Source organism: Micromonospora sp. NPDC047670 (genome assembly GCF_043204915.1).
Lineage (GTDB): Bacteria > Actinomycetota > Actinomycetes > Mycobacteriales > Micromonosporaceae > Micromonospora.
Genome location: NZ_JBIDDA010000021.1, coordinates 69,513 through 86,367, shown reverse-complemented (window position 1 = coordinate 86,367; position 16,855 = coordinate 69,513). Strand labels below are relative to the sequence as shown.

General features: G+C 74.5%; 14 protein-coding genes. 3 read left to right on the top strand and 11 right to left on the bottom strand.

Features of this window, described 5'->3' with window-relative positions:
- Window positions 1-32 precede the first annotated feature (32 nt).
- The 7 genes from ACGF7U_RS30165 to ACGF7U_RS30135 form a co-directional block, all read right to left on the bottom strand.
- A complete protein-coding gene (locus ACGF7U_RS30165; protein WP_393112467.1) occupies window positions 33-1,001 on the bottom strand; it encodes an STM4011 family radical SAM protein in 969 nt (322 codons plus the stop codon).
- Window positions 998-2,320: an STM4012 family radical SAM protein gene (locus tag ACGF7U_RS30160; RefSeq protein WP_393112465.1), complete on the bottom strand. Its 1,323-nt coding sequence runs from the start codon at window positions 2,318-2,320 to the stop codon at window positions 998-1,000. The genes ACGF7U_RS30165 and ACGF7U_RS30160 overlap by 4 nt, the downstream gene beginning before the upstream one ends.
- The gene (locus ACGF7U_RS30155; RefSeq protein ID WP_393112463.1) at window positions 2,317-3,120 is read right to left on the bottom strand and encodes an STM4013/SEN3800 family hydrolase; all 804 of its coding nucleotides are present in this window, start codon (window positions 3,118-3,120) and stop codon (window positions 2,317-2,319) included. The genes ACGF7U_RS30160 and ACGF7U_RS30155 overlap by 4 nt, the downstream gene beginning before the upstream one ends.
- Entirely contained in the window at window positions 3,108-4,259 is a 1,152-nt protein-coding gene (locus ACGF7U_RS30150; protein ID WP_393112461.1) for an STM4014 family protein, read from the bottom strand. Before ACGF7U_RS30150 ends, ACGF7U_RS30155 begins: the two co-directional genes overlap by 13 nt.
- Window position 4,260: 1 nt before the next feature.
- Window positions 4,261-5,208, bottom strand: a complete 948-nt coding sequence (locus ACGF7U_RS30145) for an STM4015 family protein (protein ID WP_393112459.1) — start codon at window positions 5,206-5,208, stop codon at window positions 4,261-4,263.
- A 6-nt stretch (window positions 5,209-5,214) separates the two neighbouring features.
- Window positions 5,215-6,147 carry an STM4015 family protein gene (locus tag ACGF7U_RS30140; protein ID WP_393112457.1) on the bottom strand — a complete coding sequence of 311 codons (933 nt, stop codon included), beginning with the start codon at window positions 6,145-6,147 and terminating at the stop codon, window positions 5,215-5,217.
- A gap of 63 nt (window positions 6,148-6,210) precedes the next feature.
- Window positions 6,211-7,518, bottom strand: a complete 1,308-nt coding sequence (locus ACGF7U_RS30135) for an MFS transporter (protein WP_393112455.1) — start codon at window positions 7,516-7,518, stop codon at window positions 6,211-6,213.
- Between the two features lie 118 nt (window positions 7,519-7,636).
- Here ACGF7U_RS30135 and ACGF7U_RS30130 point away from each other — a divergent pair, with 118 nt between their 5' ends.
- Complete coding sequence (locus ACGF7U_RS30130; protein WP_393112453.1) at window positions 7,637-8,512, top strand: LysR family transcriptional regulator; 876 nt, start codon at window positions 7,637-7,639, stop codon at window positions 8,510-8,512.
- 88 nt (window positions 8,513-8,600) lie between these two features.
- Here the strand turns inward: ACGF7U_RS30130 and ACGF7U_RS30125 are convergent, their stop codons facing one another.
- The gene (locus ACGF7U_RS30125; protein ID WP_393112451.1) at window positions 8,601-9,833 is read right to left on the bottom strand and encodes a BTAD domain-containing putative transcriptional regulator; all 1,233 of its coding nucleotides are present in this window, start codon (window positions 9,831-9,833) and stop codon (window positions 8,601-8,603) included.
- A 210-nt stretch (window positions 9,834-10,043) separates the two neighbouring features.
- A complete protein-coding gene (locus ACGF7U_RS30120; RefSeq protein WP_393112449.1) occupies window positions 10,044-10,457 on the bottom strand; it encodes a VOC family protein in 414 nt (137 codons plus the stop codon).
- A gap of 349 nt (window positions 10,458-10,806) precedes the next feature.
- On the opposite strand from ACGF7U_RS30120, the gene ACGF7U_RS30115 reads away from it, so the two are divergent.
- Entirely contained in the window at window positions 10,807-13,758 is a 2,952-nt protein-coding gene (locus tag ACGF7U_RS30115; protein WP_393112447.1) for a DUF4185 domain-containing protein, read from the top strand.
- Between the two features lie 129 nt (window positions 13,759-13,887).
- On the opposite strand, the gene ACGF7U_RS30110 is transcribed toward ACGF7U_RS30115, so the two are convergent.
- Both ACGF7U_RS30110 and ACGF7U_RS30105 read right to left on the bottom strand, forming a co-directional pair.
- The gene (locus tag ACGF7U_RS30110) at window positions 13,888-14,472 is read right to left on the bottom strand and encodes a hemerythrin domain-containing protein (protein WP_393112445.1); all 585 of its coding nucleotides are present in this window, start codon (window positions 14,470-14,472) and stop codon (window positions 13,888-13,890) included.
- Window positions 14,465-15,676, bottom strand: coding sequence for a hypothetical protein (locus ACGF7U_RS30105; protein ID WP_393112444.1), 1,212 nt, complete (start codon window positions 15,674-15,676; stop codon window positions 14,465-14,467). Before ACGF7U_RS30105 ends, ACGF7U_RS30110 begins: the two co-directional genes overlap by 8 nt.
- A 136-nt stretch (window positions 15,677-15,812) precedes the next feature.
- Between ACGF7U_RS30105 and ACGF7U_RS30100 the strand changes: the two genes are divergently transcribed.
- The gene (locus ACGF7U_RS30100; protein ID WP_393112442.1) at window positions 15,813-16,745 is read left to right on the top strand and encodes an alpha/beta hydrolase family protein; all 933 of its coding nucleotides are present in this window, start codon (window positions 15,813-15,815) and stop codon (window positions 16,743-16,745) included.
- The last annotated feature ends 110 nt before the right edge of the window (window positions 16,746-16,855 follow it).

Below are 16,855 nucleotides of genomic sequence, written 5' to 3'. Positions count from 1 at the left end.
GCGGGCCGAAACGATCGGTGCGGGCGTGCCGCTCAGGGTCGGCGCAGACGCGGCGGGGCGAGCGGCACCGGCGCGGGGCCGGCCACCGGCGGGGACACAGTCGCCATTCGGGGAACGGTCGCCGGCCGGGCGACGGCAGCCGGCAGGCGTGTCGCCGGCCAGGCCGCCGGGATGCGTTCCAGCACCCCGCCGGCGAACACGTCCCGCAGCCCGAGCGGCTTCAGGTGCACGTACCCGATGTGGCAGTCACAGACCGCGTTGCCGCACGGGCGCGGGCGCAGGGCCGACCGCCACGAGCCGTCGTAGAGGTTGCCGATCGGCTCGGCGATGAAGTGGCAGCGGCGCACGGTGCCGTCCCCGAGCACCGAGACGGCCGTCTCTCCCGCATGGCAGGGCCGGTCGAGCGACACGTGCGGGCGGACGCTGTAGCCGAAGAGCGGGTCCAGCTCCGTCCAGGTCGCCTCCTCGGCGGCGTCGTAGCGCCGGCCCTCGGCGGCGTTCACCCACAGGTAGACCTCGGCCGGCAGGGCGGCGCGCAGCGCCCGCGCCTCGTCCAGGTGCTCCGGCAGGCCGACGACCCCCACGGAGTAGCGGATGCCCAGCTCCGACAGCCGGGCACAGCGGCGCAGGAAGCGGTCCCGGTCGACCTGGCCGGGGTGGTAGGTCGTCCACAGGGCGGCGGCGCGGGGGTCGGCGTCGGCCAGCCAGTCCACCCGGGCGGCGAGGTTGGTCTGGATGACGACCCGGTCGACGTGCGGCAGGTGCGACAGCGACACCATCGCGTCCCGGTACCAGCGGCGGGTCAGCCCCTCGCCCCACGGGGTGAACAGCACCGACAGCCGCACGTCGGTGGTGCCCGCCACCCAGCCGGCGAACCGGTCCAGGGCCGCCCGGTCGGCGCGCAGCAGCTCCGGCGGATCGTGCCGCTTGGCGAACGGGCAGTACGGGCAGTCGTAGTTGCAGCTCGCCAGTGGCCCCCGGTAGAGGATCGCCAGGTTCACCGCGGCACGTACCCGGTCATGGCGTCGCGGACCCGGGCCGAGGTCAGCCACGGGCCGACCGCGTCGGAGCGGGCCAGCCCGGCCGGGGTCAGCCGCAGGCCGCCGTCGGTGGCCCAGCCCCGCTCGACCAGCCGGCCCAGCTCCGGGAAGTCGTCGGCGGGCGGGCGGCCGAACCGGGCCCGGTACGCCGCCGCGTCGACGCCGTCGGCGCGCAGCAGCGACTTGAGCAGCCACCGGCGGCGCTGCTCGGCGCCGTCGAGGGTGAACCCGAACTCGGCGTGCCGGAAGTCGTCGGCGGGGCGGGCCAGGTAGTCGTCGAGCACCGCCCGCACCTCGCTCACGCCGACCGCGTAGTCGAACGAGTAGTGCAGGCTCGTGGTGTAGGAGCGGGCGCCGCAGCCCAGCCCGACCATGCCGTCGTCCTGGCAGCAGTAGTCCGGCCCGTCCGGGGCCGGCACGTCGGCCCGGCGGAACTGCCGCATCGACTCCTGCCGGTAGCCGGCCGCGCCCAGCGTCGCCACCGCCTGCCGGTAGAGCTCCAGCCGCTGGGCGTCCCAGTCGGCGCGGCCGTGCGCCCGCCGCCCGAGCCCGGTCAGCGGCCGCACGTACAGCGGGTAGAGGTAGAGCTCCTCCGGCCGCCACGCCAGGGCCGCGTCGAGGCTCTGCCGCCAGGTGTCGGCGGTCTGCCCGTCGATGCCGTAGATCAGGTCGATGTTGAGCACCGGGATCCGGGCCTCGCGGATCGCCGCGAGGGCGGCCTCCACCTCGGCGCGCCGCTGCGGCCGGCCGGCGGCGCGGGCCTCGGCGTCGAGGAAGCTCTGCACGCCGATGCTCACCCGGGTGGTGCCGTGCGCGGCGAGCACCGCGAGCCGCTCCGGCGTCGCGGTGGCGGGCGAGGTCTCCACCGACAGCGGTACGCCGGGCAGCCGGGCCCCCATCGCGGTGGCGATGTCGAACAGTTCGGTCAGCTCGTCGGCCGTCAGGTAGGTGGGGGTGCCGCCGCCGAACGCCGCGCGGGCGTACCCGGCGTCGGCGCCGAGCGCGTCGGCGACCCGTTCGGCCTGCCGGCGCAGCTGCCGCAGGTAGCCGGTGACCTGCTCGGCGGGCGCGTTGGCGCGGGTGAACAGGTTGCAGAACCCGCAGCGCATCTCGCAGAACGGCACATGGACGTAGAGGAAGAGCGCGTCACGCGCCTCGGCCCGCCACACGTCCGCCAGGGCGGGACGCGGACGCAGCGGGCGATAGGAGGTCTTGTGCGGGTACGCGTACAGGTACTGCTGGTACGGCGAGCCGTCGAGGCCCGTGTCGGTGCTGGTCACCATTCTCCCGGGTGCAGGGTGAAGTGGGCGTACGGGACGGTCCACACCACGTCGTGGCCGATGCGGTGGCCGGTGTGGCCGTCCTCGCCGTAGGCGGTGCCGTGGTCGGCGCAGACGATCGCGAACACCGGCCGCCCCCGCCCGGTGAGCAGGGCGAACAGTCGGTCGATGCGGCCGTCGACGTACTCCAGGGCGGCGGCGTGGCTGGCCAGGTCGTCGGCCCGCGCGCCGGGCAGGTGGTGCCGGTTGGGCTGGTGCAGGGCCGCGACGTTGAGGAACGTGAACAGCGGCTGCCGCGCCGGCACCCGCGGCAGCACCTCGGCGAGCCGGTCGAGCTGCGCGTCCAGGCAGGTGGGGGACGTCACCCCGAACTCCGGCTCCCAGTGCGCCTCGGCGAACAGGCCGGGCAGCACCGCGCCGAGCGGGCTGCGGCGGTTGAAGAACCCGACGCCGCCGAGGCAGAGCGTGTGGTAGCCGACGTCGGCGAGGGCGGTCGGCAGGTCCGGGGCGTCGAAGACCCAGGTGTCTCTGCCCGCGGTCTCGCTGCCGGGGAACGCCGCCGCGTACAGCCGCTCGTGCCGGCCCGGCGTGACCGGGGTCGGCAGGAAGCCGGCGAAGAACGCGTGGTGCGCGGCGTAGGTGAAGCTGGCGGGGGAGTGCCGCCGCTCCCACCGGCCACCGGGCAACGCCCGCGCCAGGTGTGGCGTGCGCCCCCGCTCCGCCAGGTCGGCGGCGACGTCGTAGCGGAGCGTGTCGAGGGTGAGCAGGAGCAGGTCGTGGCTGCCGATCAGGCTCCGCACGGCAGCACCTCCCGCCCCGCCGCGTCCCCGCGCGCCGGCTCCCGCCCCGCCGCGTCGCCGCGCGCCGGCTCCGGGCCACCCGCCGCCCGCCAGCGCTCCCATCGGCCGTCGGTCAGGGCGCGCACCTGCTCGGCGTAGGTGTCCCGGCCGCCGGCCAGCACCCCGGGCAGCAGGTCGCCGAACGCGTTGACCTCGGCCACCGCGTGGCGCCGCCAGCCGACCAGGAACATCAGGTCTATCCCCACCTGGAGCGTGCGGGGGAAGCACGCGGCGACCCGCTCACAGGTCTCCATCGCGGCCGCCCACGCCGCCGGCCCGGCGGCGGCCCGCAGCGCGCCGAGGTCGCCACGCGCGTTGCCCAGGTGCAGGTTGGTCAGCGGCCCCCGGGCGGCGCGCACCACGGCGTGGGTGGGCCGCCCGGCGACCGCCACCACCCGCAGGTCGACCACCCGGCCGCCGAGCCCCGCCTTGGGCAGCCACCGCTCCACGTGCAGGCCCTCGGGCGCGATCCGGTCGACGAGCGCGGCGACCTGGGCCTCGTCCGTGCAGCGGCGCGGCCGCAGCGAGTTGAACAGCCCGTCCGGGGCCGCCTCGATCGTGGTGACCGCCTGCACCCGCCGCCCGGCGACGGCCAGCGCGATCACCCCGGCGGCGGACGAGCCGTGCGCCGGCTTGACGAATACCCGGCCCCATCCGGGCTTCGCCATGGCCGCCCGCAGCTGCGCCCAGCCGTGCACCGGGGGCAGCGCGGCCGGCACCGGCACCCCGGCGGCGGACAGCCGCGCGTGGCAGCGCCGCTTGTCGCACATCACCGCGACGTCCTCCGGGTCGTTGAGCAGCTCCGCCCCGCCGGCGGCGACGCGGCCCAGGCCCGCCACCAGACCGGCGTACGCGTCGGCCAGGCCGACCAGCTCGCCGTGTCGCGCCGGCGCGGCGGCCCGGCGCAGCAGCCGGTCCACCTCCGGGTCCTCGCCGGGCGAGTCGACCCGCACCAGCGCGCCCGGCGCCGGCGGGGCCGCCCCGGTCAGCACGTCGACCCAGGGCAGCACCGCGGGCGGGGGCAGGCCGGCGGCCAGCACCGCCCGGGTGAACAGGCCGACCCGACGGTTGTCGGGGTTGCCGACGACGGTCAGCCGCATGTCACTCCGACACCGCCGTGTAGCGGTAGCTCTCGCCGTCGTCCTCGTCCGGCTCGCGCGGGTCGGACACGTCGACGCGGACGCCCGGCAGCGCGGCGACCGCCGCCTCGGCCATCTCCACCGACAGGTAGTGGTGGTGCAGGTCCAGCTCCGCCAGGTGGCCCAGCGGCTGCCCGGCCAGCAGGGCCGCCGCGCCCCGGTCGCCGAGCGTGCCCAGCGACAGGTCCAGCCGCTCCAGCCGGCGGACCACCGGCGCCGCCGACAGCGCCTCGGCGAGATCGTCGGCGATCTCCGCGTTGCGCAGCCCGAGCCGACGCAGCGCGGGGAACCGCTCCCCGGCCAGCAGCGGGGCCAGGTCGGCCACGTCGGCGTCGCCGCCGTAGTCGGGGGTGCCGAGCCACAGCTCCAGGTCGGTCAGCGCGGGCAGGTCGGAGTCGAGCACCGCGGCGACGAACGCCCGGGACAGCCCGCCGCTCTCCACCACCAGCTCCCGCAGCCGAGCGTGCCGCACCGGCGAGAACCCGAAGTCCTCGCCGCCGCGCACCCGCAGCACCTCCAGCGCCGGGTACGCCTCCAGCAGCGGGCTGACGTCGCCCACCTTCATCCAGGAGACCTCGCACTCCTCGCTGGTGATGTCACCGAGGAACAGGGCACGCAGGGCGGGCAGCCGGGGCGCCGCCGCGCAGAGCTGCGCGATCGGGGCGGGGTGGAACGCGGCATAGCCCCAGGAACCGACGACCAGGGACTCCACGGACGGCCCGGCCTGTGCGACGAACTGGTCGAACGCCTCCCGGAACTCCTCGGAGAGGCCCTCGTCGTCGGTGCCGTCGTAGTGCCAGACGTCGAACCGCCAGGAGACCGGAGCGTCCATGCTGGGCAGCGGGCCCTCGGCGGGGACGTCCACCACGGGCCGGCCGGCGAAGTCGCGCGCGTGCGAGACGAAGGTCACCGCCGCTCACTCCCCGACCGCGGTGAAGCGGTACACCTTGCCGTTGTACTCGTCGGGGGCCTGCCGGTCGGACAGGTCGACCTCGACGCCCGGCAGCGCGGCGACCACCGACGCGGCCGTCTCCGCGCTGAGGAAGTGGTGGTGCAGGTCGAGCCGCGCCAGGTGGGTCAGCGGCTGCCCGGCCAGCAGGGCCTTCGCGCCCTCGTCGGTGAGCGTGCCCATCGACAGGTCGAGGACCTCCAGCCGCGGGACGACCGGCGCGGTCGCCACCGCCCTCGCCACGGCGTCGGCGATCTCGGCGTTGCACGGCGCCAGGTGCCGCAGCGCGGGCAGGCCGGCGCCGGCCAGCACGCCGGCCAGGTCGTCGACGGTCGCGTCGCCGCCGTAGTCGGACCTGCCGAGCCACAGGTCCAGCCGGCGCAGGGCCGGTAGCTCACACGCGCCGACGGCCCGCACCACCCCGGCGGGCAGTCCGCCCGACTCGAACCGCAGCTCGCGCAGCCCGGCGTGCCGGACCGGCTCCAGTCGCAGGTCCTGCGCACCGCGCACCCACAGCACCTCCAGCGACGGGTACGCCGCGAGCAGCGGGGTGATGTCGCCGTGCCGGAGCCAGGAGATCTCGCACTGTTCGAAGGTCAGGTCGGCGAGGAAGAGCGCCCGCAGCCCGGTCCACTCCCCGGCCGCCGCCACCAGCGCCTCCACCGGCAGTGGCCGCTCGTACGCCTCGCCCCACTCGCCGATCACCAGGGCGCGCACCGCGTCGGCCGGCACCTGCTCGCGCAGCGCCCGCACGAGGCCGTCGAACTCCTCGGGCTCGGCGTCGAAGTCCTCGACCTCCAGCCGCCAGGCCACCGCCGAGGGGTCGTCGGGAAGGGTCATGCCCGGTGTGAACGGCAACACCGGCAGCCCGGCGAACGACGACACGTGCGAACTGATCACGCCTACCTCCGGTCGACTGGTGCAGCGGCGGCGAGACCGTAACAGGTGCGCCCGACAAGATGATCAGCGACGGCTGCCGGTCCGCCGTGGACCGGTCGGTCCGGTCCGCCGTGGATCGGCCCCGTGACCGTCCGTCGCCGGCATGCCGCCGCGGCCCGCAGCCGGGTCAGGACGTCGGGCGGTCGAGACGCCCGTACGGCGGGAACCGGCTCCGAACACCAGGACGGCCAGTCCGGTCAGCACCAGGGCACCGCCGACCGTCGTCGCGGCGGTCGGGCCGGCCGCGTCGACGACCCGGCCGCCGAACAGCGCCCCGCCGGCGATCGCCAGGTTGAACGCGGCCACGAAGAGCGCGGTCACCGGCTCCCCGGCCCCCGGTGCCGCCCGCAGCAGCCAGTTCTGGCAGGTGACGGAGACGCCGCCGTAGGCGACTCCCCAGGCCAGCATGGCCGTCACGGCGCCGGGCAGCCCCGCCGCCACGAGCGGCGGCACCGCGAGCACGACCGTGCCGAGTGCCGCCGCGACGGCCACCAGCGTGCGGTGCGGGGTGCGGGCGGCGAACGCGCCACTGACGAAGGTGCCGGCCACCCCGGCCAGGCCGTACATGAGCAACAGCGCGCCGACGAGTCCCGCCTCGACGCCGTCGAGCCGCTCCAGCACCGGCCGGACGTACGTGTAGGCGGCGAAGTGCCCGACGACCACGGCCGCGACGGCGATCAGCCCGGTGCGCACCAGCCGGTCATCGAGCAGTTCGCGCATCGCCCGCAGGCGTGCCGGTTCCCGTACCGGCATCGGCGGCAGCGTGGCGGCCAGCAGACCCGTCACCGCCAGCGACAGCCCGCCCGCGGCCAGGAACGCGGCCCGCCAGCCGACGAGTTCGCCGAGCAGCGCCCCGGACGGTACGCCCAGCACCGACGCGACGGCGACGCCGCTGAAGATGATCGACGTGGCGGTGCCGACCGAGCGGGCCGGCACCAGGCGGACGGCGAGCCCGCCGGCCACCGACCAGATGCCGCCGATGCACACGCCCACCAGGAGGCGGAGCGCCACCAGGGGCACGATGTCGGTGACCATGGCCGAGGCGACGTTGGCGGCGGCGAGCGCCGCGCCGAGTGCGACCAGTAACCGTCGGCGGTCCAGTGCCCCGGCCACCAGCGGCACCAGTGGCGCCACGGCCGCCGCGACCAGGCCGGGTACCGTCATGGTCAGTCCGACGGTACCGGCGCTGCTGCCCAGGCTGGCGCTGATCGCCGTGAGCAGCCCGACCGGCAGCATCTCGGTGGTCACCACGGCGAACACGGCGCCGGCCACCGCGCCGACCCCGGTCCACCGGGTCGTGGTGGCCGACGCCACAGCGTTGATCTTGGTCATGCTGTCCAGCCTGGTCCGGCCGGCCGCACGGAACAACGACGAAGTGTTCGTCGGACGATGAGCGTGGCTCATCGATCGGGCGCGCGCGGGTCCCGGCACGACGGGGGAGGGGAACGGCATGACCGGCGGACCGGAGCTACGCGAGCTGGAGTGCTTCCTGGTGCTCGCCGAGGAGCTGCACTTCGGACGCACCGGTGAGCGGCTGCGGGTCTCGCAGAGCCGGGTCAGTCAGCTCCTCGCCGTCCTGGAACGGCGGGTCGGCGGCCGGCTCGTCGACCGCACCAGCCGCCGGGTCGCCCTCACCCCGCTGGGCGAACAACTGCTCGCCGGGGTGCGGCCCGCGTACGCGGCCCTGCGGCAGGCGGTGGAGGAGACCCGGGACGCGGCCCGGGGCGTCCGCGACGTGCTGCGCCTCGGCTTCCAGGGGCACGTGGACGCGGGCATCGCCGCCGCCGTCAACGCGTACCAGGCGCCCGGCCGGCGGGTGGACCTGACCGAGCTGCCGCTGAGTGACCCGTTCGGCGCGCTGCGCCGCGCCGAGGTGGACGCCGCGATCGTGCTGCTGCCGGTGCGGGAACCGGGCCTGGTGCTGCGGCGGGTCTTCTCGCGGCAGCAGCAGACCGTCGCCGTCTCCGTGCGGCACCCGTTCGCCGCGCGCCCCGCCGTGGACGCCGAGCAGTTGGTGGAGCTGCCGTTGGTCGGTCCGGCCGCACCCGCGCCGGAGTACTGGCGGGCGGCACAGGCGCCCGTCGTCACGCCCGACGGCCGGCCGATCCCGCCCGGGCCGGCGGTGAGCACCCTCCAGGAGGGCATCGCCCTCGTCGCCGCGGGCCGGGGCGGGATGCTGGTGTGCCGGCGCACCGCCGGGTTCCAGGTCCGCCCGGACGTCGCCTTCGTGCCGGTCACCGGGTTGCCGGAGTCGGCGCTCGGTCTGGTCGTCCGGTCGCCGGGTCCGGACGCGCGGGAATTCGCCGCCGCGCTGCCCGCCACCTGAGCGTGGCCGCCCGGAGCCGCCGGGCGGGCGCCGGAAGACGGGTACGGCGTCCGGTCCGGTCGTGGGCTCCGGCCCCGGAACCGGCCGGTCAGGTCCGGCCGTCCCCGGCCGGCTCGATGTCGACGGTGTTGGCCCAGGTGTGCTCGAAGAGGTCGGCGAGGGTGGCCACGACGCCCGCGTTGCGGATCACGAGCGCGCCGCCGCGGCGCCCGTCGCCCGGTGTGCTGGCGACGAAGGCGATCCGTCGGTCCACCAGCACCATCCGCTGCACCGGGTGCTCGGTGACCCGGTGCCGGTCCCCGGCCCGGTGCAGCCGGGCCGAGTAGCGCACCTGATCCGGCCGGGACAGGCAGCGCTGGTGCACGATCGTGCGCCACACGGTGCCGCCGCGACCCAGCCGGTGCAGGAAGCGGGGCAGATCCTCGGGGTGCGCCCGCCGGTCGGGGTGCACCGCGAGCACCTCCCGCGCGTCGCGGGCCACGGACCAGAGCCGCTCGGCCACGAGCGCGGGGTCGTCGACGCGTTCCACCTCGGCACCGTACGGGCCGGCGGCGTGCGGGACGCCCGCCTGCGACGGCGGCGTCGCGGCGTCTCCCTGGCGGATCCGGCCGTGCAGGCGGCGCAGCTCCGCACCGGGTCGCGCCCCGAGCTCCCGTGCCAGCCGCTGTTCCAGCGCCCGGTAGGCGGCCAGCGCCTCGGCGGACCGGCCGGCGCCGTGCAGCGCCCGCATCAGCAGGCCGTGCACCGACTCCCGGTACGGATGCGCGGCGGTCAGCGCGACCAGTTCGCTGACCACCTCGCGGTGCCGGCCGGCCTCGAGGTCGAGGGTGACCCGTCGCTGGAGCGCGGTCAGCCGCTCCTCCACGAGCACCGGCGCGAGGGCCCGGGCCAGCGGGGCGTCGCCCAGGCCCGCGAGCGGTGCGGTGCCGCGCCACTGTGCCAGCGCCCGGCGCAGCAGCCCCCGGGCGTCCTCGCCGGTGACCGCGTCGGCCGCCCGCACCAGCGCGCGGAAGCGGTGCACGTCCACCCGGTCCGGCGCGACGTCGAGCCGGTAACCCGGCGGCCGTCCGTGCAGGTCGAGGGTGGGCAGCGCGTGGCGCAGCCGCGAGACGTACACCTGGACGGCCTTGCGGGCGGCGGCCGGCGGGCGCTCGCCCCAGACGGCGTCGATCAGGTCGTCGACCGGCACCACCCGACCGGGCTCCATCAGCAGCGCGGCCAGGACCGTGCGTTGCTGCGGCGCCCCCAGCGGGATGTCGGTCCTGCCGCTGGTCGCGGTGACGGGCCCGAGCAGGCGCAGGTCGATGGCATTACGTGGCACGTGGCCTCCCCGAAGACGTCCGCAATCTAGCCGACGTCCACGGTGGACGGCGCGGCGGTCCGGCGTCGACGCGATCCCGCGTCGACGCCGAACCCCACCCGTCTCCGCGGGTCCCGCCGCCGCGGCGAGGGCCCCATCCGTCCGGCGGCGTCCCGCCGGAGGGCCCGGCACCCGGCCGCCTCGCCCAGAACCGCTGACGCCTCCCGGCGGCTACTCCGCGTAGGGCTGGTCCGTTCCCTGGTCGCTGTAGCCGAGGCTCCAGATGTAGCCGTCCGGGTCCGCGAAGGAGCCGCCGTACCCGCCCCACGGCAGGGCGCCGGCGGGCTTGAGGATCGTGGCGCCGGCCTTCTCGGCCTGCGCGATGATCTCGTCGACCCGCGCCTGGCTGCGGACGACGTAGGTGAGGACCAGCCCGCTGAAGCCGCTGCCCTGCGGGCTCGCGCCCACCTGGTCGGCCAGGCCCTCGCGCCCGTAGAAGCCGACGAGCGAGCCCGTGTCCGATTCGAAGAACACCGAGACGCCGTAGTCGTCCTTGATCTTCCAACCGAGCCCCTCCGTGTAGAACTCCTTGGACCGGGCCATGTCCCGGACGCCGAGGAGGATCGAGCTGACGTTCGCCTTCATGCCTTGTCTCCTTGGTGCGTGAGGATGATGCACTTGAGGATCACGCTACGAACAGGCCCGTGCCCGACGCTTCTTGATTCCTGACCGGTTCGGTCACCGGTGTCGCCGCCCGGCCGCATCGCACAGCCGCGTCGAGGATGCGGAGGCGGCCCGGCCCCCGCGCCGCCGTCGCCGGGGACGGCCACCCGTGCGAAAGCCGCCCGCTCCCCGGCGCCCCGCGCCGGCGCTCACCGCGCGGCCTGACGCCAGCCGATCGTTAACCGCCCGTGGCTACCGTGCCGGCCGCGGCCGGAGCCGGCCGCGTCGCGACGGTACCGGCCGACGCCGGTCATCGATCACAGGGAGCGAGATGAGGAACCCTCTGGCCCTGGTCACCGCGGCGGTCCTGCTGGCCGCCGCCGTGCTGACCAGTGGCGCCGCGCAGGCGGCCCCCGACCCGGGCCCGCCGCCGGCCGCGGGCCGCACGGTGGGCACCGCCCAGCAACCCGACGCGCCGGACGCGGGGGCGACCGCGCCGCCGGTGCAGCGGGCCAAGCCGTTCAAGGCGGTGCCGCCCAGCGGCGGGAAGCGCCCGAAGGCCGCCGCGCCGGACTTCGGGCCCAACGAGAAGATCCTGTCGGCGTACCACCGGGGGAAGCTCTCCCGCGACGAGGCGGTGCGGCACGGGTTGGCGGCGCTGCGCGCGCCCGGCTCGGTGCCGGCGCACCTGCGGCCCACCGGCACGATCCGCGACCCGCAGCGGTACCTGGCCTACCTGTCCATGCTCGCGGCGGGCGCCGGGCCCGAGGCGGCGCGGAGCATCGCCCCGGACGTCGCCGCACCCGCCGCCGCGGCCGGCTACGACGACTGCGCCGCCGAACCGTACGAGTACCTCGGCGTCACCTTCCGGTGCCGGGCTTCCGCCGGCGAGTTCCTCATCCTGTACAACGTCGCCTCCGGCAGTCAGCCCGGCGTCCCGGCGGACTTCAACCCGAACGGTCGCGCGAAGGCCGTGCAGTACATGCTGAACTCGCTCAGCATCGCGGTGGCCGAGTATCGCGAGATGGGCTACCCGCTGCCGGTCCGGGAGGGCAAGCCGTGGGTGCTGGTCTACGGCGTGGACGAGCTTCCCGTCGTCGGCGGCCTCGGCTTCCCGATCGACGCGCCCTTCGTGCTGCCGATCGGGCTCAACCAGCAGGCCACCATGCTCGTGCCCAACGGGCAGGACGACTGGGACTACCTGCCCCGGCACGAGTTGTTCCACGTCATGCAGTACCAGTACTGGGACCGCAGCGACGTCGGCATCGACTACTTCTCCCACTTCGTCGGGGGCAAGGAGTTCGGCTCGATGAACTGGTGGATGGAGGCCACCGCCGAATGGGCCGCCCACCAGACGTACGTGCGCGAGCCGTACGTGCCGATCGCCGGCGAGGATGCGCTGTACGCCCGCAACGTCCACGACGTGCTGAGCAAGCCCGGCGCCGCGCTGAACTCGTGGGGCGGGCTCGGCGGCGGCCCCCAGTACGGCGCGTTCCTGCTGCCGACCTACCTCACCGAGCAGGTCGACGCGGCCTTCGTGCGCCGCACGTGGGAGAGCGTCCGGGACCACGACCACCTGCCGATCGAGGCGATCCGGCACACCGCGCAGGGCTACGGCCTGAACTTCAAGGACATGCTGCTCGGCTACCACATCGCCAACTACCGGCTGGCCAGGGCGAACGCCGCTCCCGCCCCGACGGTGGACGCGTGGCGCAACTACGGCTACACCGACCCCGACACGGCGCTGTGGCGCGGCAACATCAGCGGCGTCACCCCGACCAACGACGACGGGCTCGGCGGCGCCCGGCCGGCCCGCAAGAAGCACTCCACCCCCGCCGGCACCCACGTCACGTACGAGGACATCCTGCGCAAGGGCGGCGCCGTCTACCACGACTTCTGGGCGGTGCGGAACTCCGGCGACTCGAGCTGCGGATACTGCTCGACGCTGCTGGTCGACGTCACGAAGGACACCAACCGCAGCTCCGCGGTGATCGTCTGGGCGCCCGCCGGCAGCGGCGGGACGACCGCCGCCTACCCCAGCATCCAGACCGTCCGGTACCCCGACGCGGGTGGCCTCATCACCGTGCCGGACTTCAAGTACCCGATGGTCGCCACCCTGGTCTCCACCTGGACCGAGCTGGACATCCACTCCGCCGACGCGGCGGAGAGCCCGAAGACGTTCAGCACCTACGTCGAGACGACGCTGCCGCTCAAGCCCCGCTCGTGCGCGCTGCGCCCGCTCTCGGTGAAGAGTGTCGAGATCAACGTCGAGCCGCAGGGCACCTTCAACCGGTACGCGGCCAGCACGCCGGACGGCTGGACCGGCGGCGACTCCACGTACTCCGTCAAGCTGCCGGACGGCCGGATCGTCTGGCTCTTCTCCGACACCTGGCTCGGCCCGCTCAACGCCGACGGCACCCGGCCGCTGAGCGCGCCGCTGGTGAACAACACGTTCGTGGTGCAGAGCGGCGGCAGCCTGACCACCTACCAGGGCGGCACCGCCGGGGCGCCGCAGGCGCTGATGCCGCCGTCGGCGCTCGGCAAGTGGTACTGGATCGGCGACGGTCACCTCTCCGACGGCCAGCTCCAGGTGGTGTTCCAGGAGTACGAGCGGTTCGGCCCCGGCGCCTGGGACTGGCGGTTCAACCGCAACGTGGTGGCGGACTTCGCCCTGTCCAACCTGCGCACCCCGGTCAGCGTGCGGGAGCTGCCGTCGGCCAGCGGGGTGGCGTGGGGTTCGGCGCTGCTGCCGGCCAGCCGCAGCAACGACGGCTACACCTACGTCTACGGGGTCGACGACTCCCCGATCAACAAGCAGATGCGCATCGCCCGGGTGTACGGCAGCGACCTGGCCGACGGCACCTGGCAGTACCACACCCCCTGGGGCTGGACCTTCCGGGAACAGAACTCCCGCAACCTGCTCACCGGCATCGCCAACGAGTACAGCGTCACCCCGTGGGGCGGGCAGTTCCTGCTGCTCAGCCAGGACAGCACCCAGGCGTTCAGCGGCCAGATCAACGCCTGGACGTCCTGCTCGCCGTTCGGCCCGTTCACCCAGAAGACCCCGGTCTACCGGATGCCGGAGCCCGGACCGTACGGCAGCTACTGGAACCCGAACGTGATCTCGTACAACGCGCACGTGCACGCGGCGCTCAGCTCCGGTGACACGTTCGTCGCGTCGTACAACGTCAACAGCATGGACACCCGGATCTCGACGGACGGGGACCACTACCGCGACCCGGGGATCTACCGCCCCCGGTTCTTCCGGTTCACCCTCGGGTGACCTCCCCGGGTTCCGCCGGCGCGTCCGGCGCCCGGTGGAACCCGACGGTGGAACCGGCCCGTGCGACGCGCCCACCCGACCGTCGTGGTGGGGTGGGCGCGTCGCGTCGCGTGCCGGGTGCTCGGCGTCTCAGCTGGCGGACGGTTTGCGGACGGCGTCGCGCACGCGGTCGATGACCGCCAGCGCGGGGCCCGCGGCGAGGTTGCCCTTGGCGGTCTGCGCGCTCGGGTGTGGGCGCGTGGGCGCGGTCGCCTCCGCGGTGCGGACCGCGGCGGCCAGCGTGCGGAGCCGGTCGGTGGGCACGTGCTGGCGCAGCAGGGGGAACTCGTAGCGCTCCTCGTGACGGGCGTGGGCGAGCACGGCGTCGCGCAGCAGGATGATGCCGGTGTCGAAGCCGTCGGCGTCCACGCCGCCCTGCACCAGGGTCTTCAGGGTCTCCTTGGCCTGGCGTTCCTCGTCGAGCCGCTCGTCGACCATGGCGTCGCCGCCCCCGCCGGGCAGGGTACGGGCCAGCGGGTGCAGCACCTCCTCCTCGGCGGTCTCGTGGGCGGCGAGCAGTTTGACCAGGTCGTCGAAGGCGTCCCGGCGGGTCTGGCCGGTGCTGCCGATGACCAGCAGGAAGAGCTGCTCGACCTGGGCGTGCTGGGCGAGCAGGAGGTCGACCACGTCCTCCGCGGGCCCCGGCGTGGCCGGGGTGCCGGTGGTGTCAGGCATGGCTGCCTCCCCGGGCGCGCAGCGCCTCCACCGGGTGCGGTCCCTCGGTCTCGATGCGGTACTCGTCGCCGAACCGTTCCCGGTGCATGTCGATGACCTGCTCGCTCGGCGGCTTCTGCCCGTCGTGCAGCTGCTGCTGCATCCACTCGAACCGCTCGTGGGCCTCGCGCACGTACCCCTCACCGATCTTGGTCACGTCGACCTGGGTGGCGAGCAGGTGGCGCAGGTACTCCTTGTTCGGCTCGAAGGTCAGCGGCTCGGGCAGCCCGGTGCCCACGATCTGCTCCGGCTCCCGGCCGTCGTGGCGGCGCAGCAGGTCGGCGGCCTGCTGCAGGTGCGCCAGCTCCATCTGCAGGTGCAGCTCCCACACCGCCCTGATCCGCGGGTCGCTCTCCTGCTCCATGAACGAGTAGTACAGCCAGCACTCGTTGTACTCGTGGGTGAGCAGCCGCTCCCACCAGTTCTCGCCCGGGTCGAGCAGCGACTCGTAGTGCGTGACGTGCTCCTGCTCGATGAGGCTGATCTCCTGGTAGAGCTGCCGGGCGATGGGCTCCATGTACTGCGGCCCGACGTTCATGTAGTAGAACATCACCTGCTGCTCGGCCGACAGGATCGTCAGTGCGTGCAGCTTGGACCGGGGGTCCACGGCGTCGCGGTCGTACGGGGTGCGGACCTCGTCGAACGGGTGCCGGTGCTCGGCGACGGTCGGCCGGCCGGGCATGACCTCGGTGAGGCCGTCGACGATCTTCTCGGCCTTGCGTCGCTCCACCATCTCGTACAGGTTGGCGTAGCGGTACAGGTGGTCGAAGTCCTCCAGCACGCCGAACTCGTAGCCCTGCTTCAGGTAGGGATCCGGCTCGTGCCGGGCCACCCACGCGGTCAGGTCGACGGCGACCTGCTCGTAGCCGAGCGTGGTCTCCAGCACGCTCGCCACGCCGGGCAGCAGCCAGTTCACCGCCCGCTGCTGCTGACTCTCCACATACCGCACGTACGCCAGTTGCCGGCGGACCTCCTGGTCCGGGCAGTTGCGGGCGAACTGGTGCTGGAAGTTGATCGCCTCGACCTCGATGCCGTTCATGGTGATGATGCGGCACCGGGTGTACGGGTCGACCGCCTCCGGGTCGATCGGCTCCACGTTGAGCTCGCGCCAGTTGCGGATCTGGCTCTCCAGTGGGATTCCTTTGTGGTCCAACGGATTGAACACAGCGTCTCCATTCGGCCGGGGTACCGGGTGCCCTACCCGGGGTTCGGGGCCGGAAACCCGGGCTCCGGATTTCGCCGGCCGGGGGGACTGGCGATTTCGCCGATGCGAGGGCCCCGCCGCCGCCCAAGACTGATGCATGTCGATATGCCCCGACCCGCAGGGAGTGCCCGACGTGTCATCACCAACCACCACCCGCCCCCGTTCCGTCCGCCGCGCCGCCGGGCTGGCCCTGGCCGCCGCACTGGCCGCCACGGCCACCCTGGCGGCCCCGCCCGCCGCCCGGGCCGCCGACAACCCGTACGAGCGCGGTCCCGCCCCGACCGTCGCGCTGCTGGAGGCCAGCCGCGGCCCCTTCGCCACCGCCTCGCAGAGCGTCTCCTCGCTCAGCGTGACCGGCTTCGGCGGCGGGGTCATCTACTACCCGACCAGCACCAGCGAGGGCACCTTCGGCGCCGTCGCCATCTCGCCCGGCTACACCGCCGCCTGGTCCAGCATCAGCTGGCTCGGACCGCGGATCGCCTCGCACGGGTTCGTGGTGATCGGCATCGAGACCAACACCCGCCTCGACCAGCCGGACAGCCGCGGCCGGCAGCTGCTCGCCGCGCTCGACTACCTGGTGGAGCGCAGCTCGGTGCGCGGCCGCATCGACAGCACCCGGCTCGCGGTGTCCGGCCACTCGATGGGCGGTGGCGGCAGCCTGGAGGCCGCCGTCGCCCGGCCGTCGCTGCAGGCCGCCGTGCCGCTGGCGCCGTGGAACCTGGACAAGAGCTGGTCGGACGTCCGGGTGCCGACGCTCATCATCGGCGGCGAGAGCGACAGCGTCGCCCCGGTCTCGTCGCACTCGGAGCCGTTCTACACCAGCATCCCGGCCTCGTCGGAGAAGGCGTACCTGGAACTCAACGGGGCGAGCCACTTCTTCCCGCAGACGGTCAACACGCCCACCGCGCGGCAGGCGGTGGCCTGGTTGAAGCGGTTCGTGGACAACGACACCCGCTACGAGCAGTTCCTCTGCCCCGGCCCGAGCGGCAGCGCCGTCGAGGAGTACCGCAACACCTGTCCGAGCGCGTGACGCGCATCGGGGCGGCTGCCCGGCGCGGCCGCCCCGACGCGTGTCCCGCTGCGGTTGGCTGCCCGGCCGGTGCAGAAATCGGCCGGCCGCCGTGTGTCGGGGTGGAGACC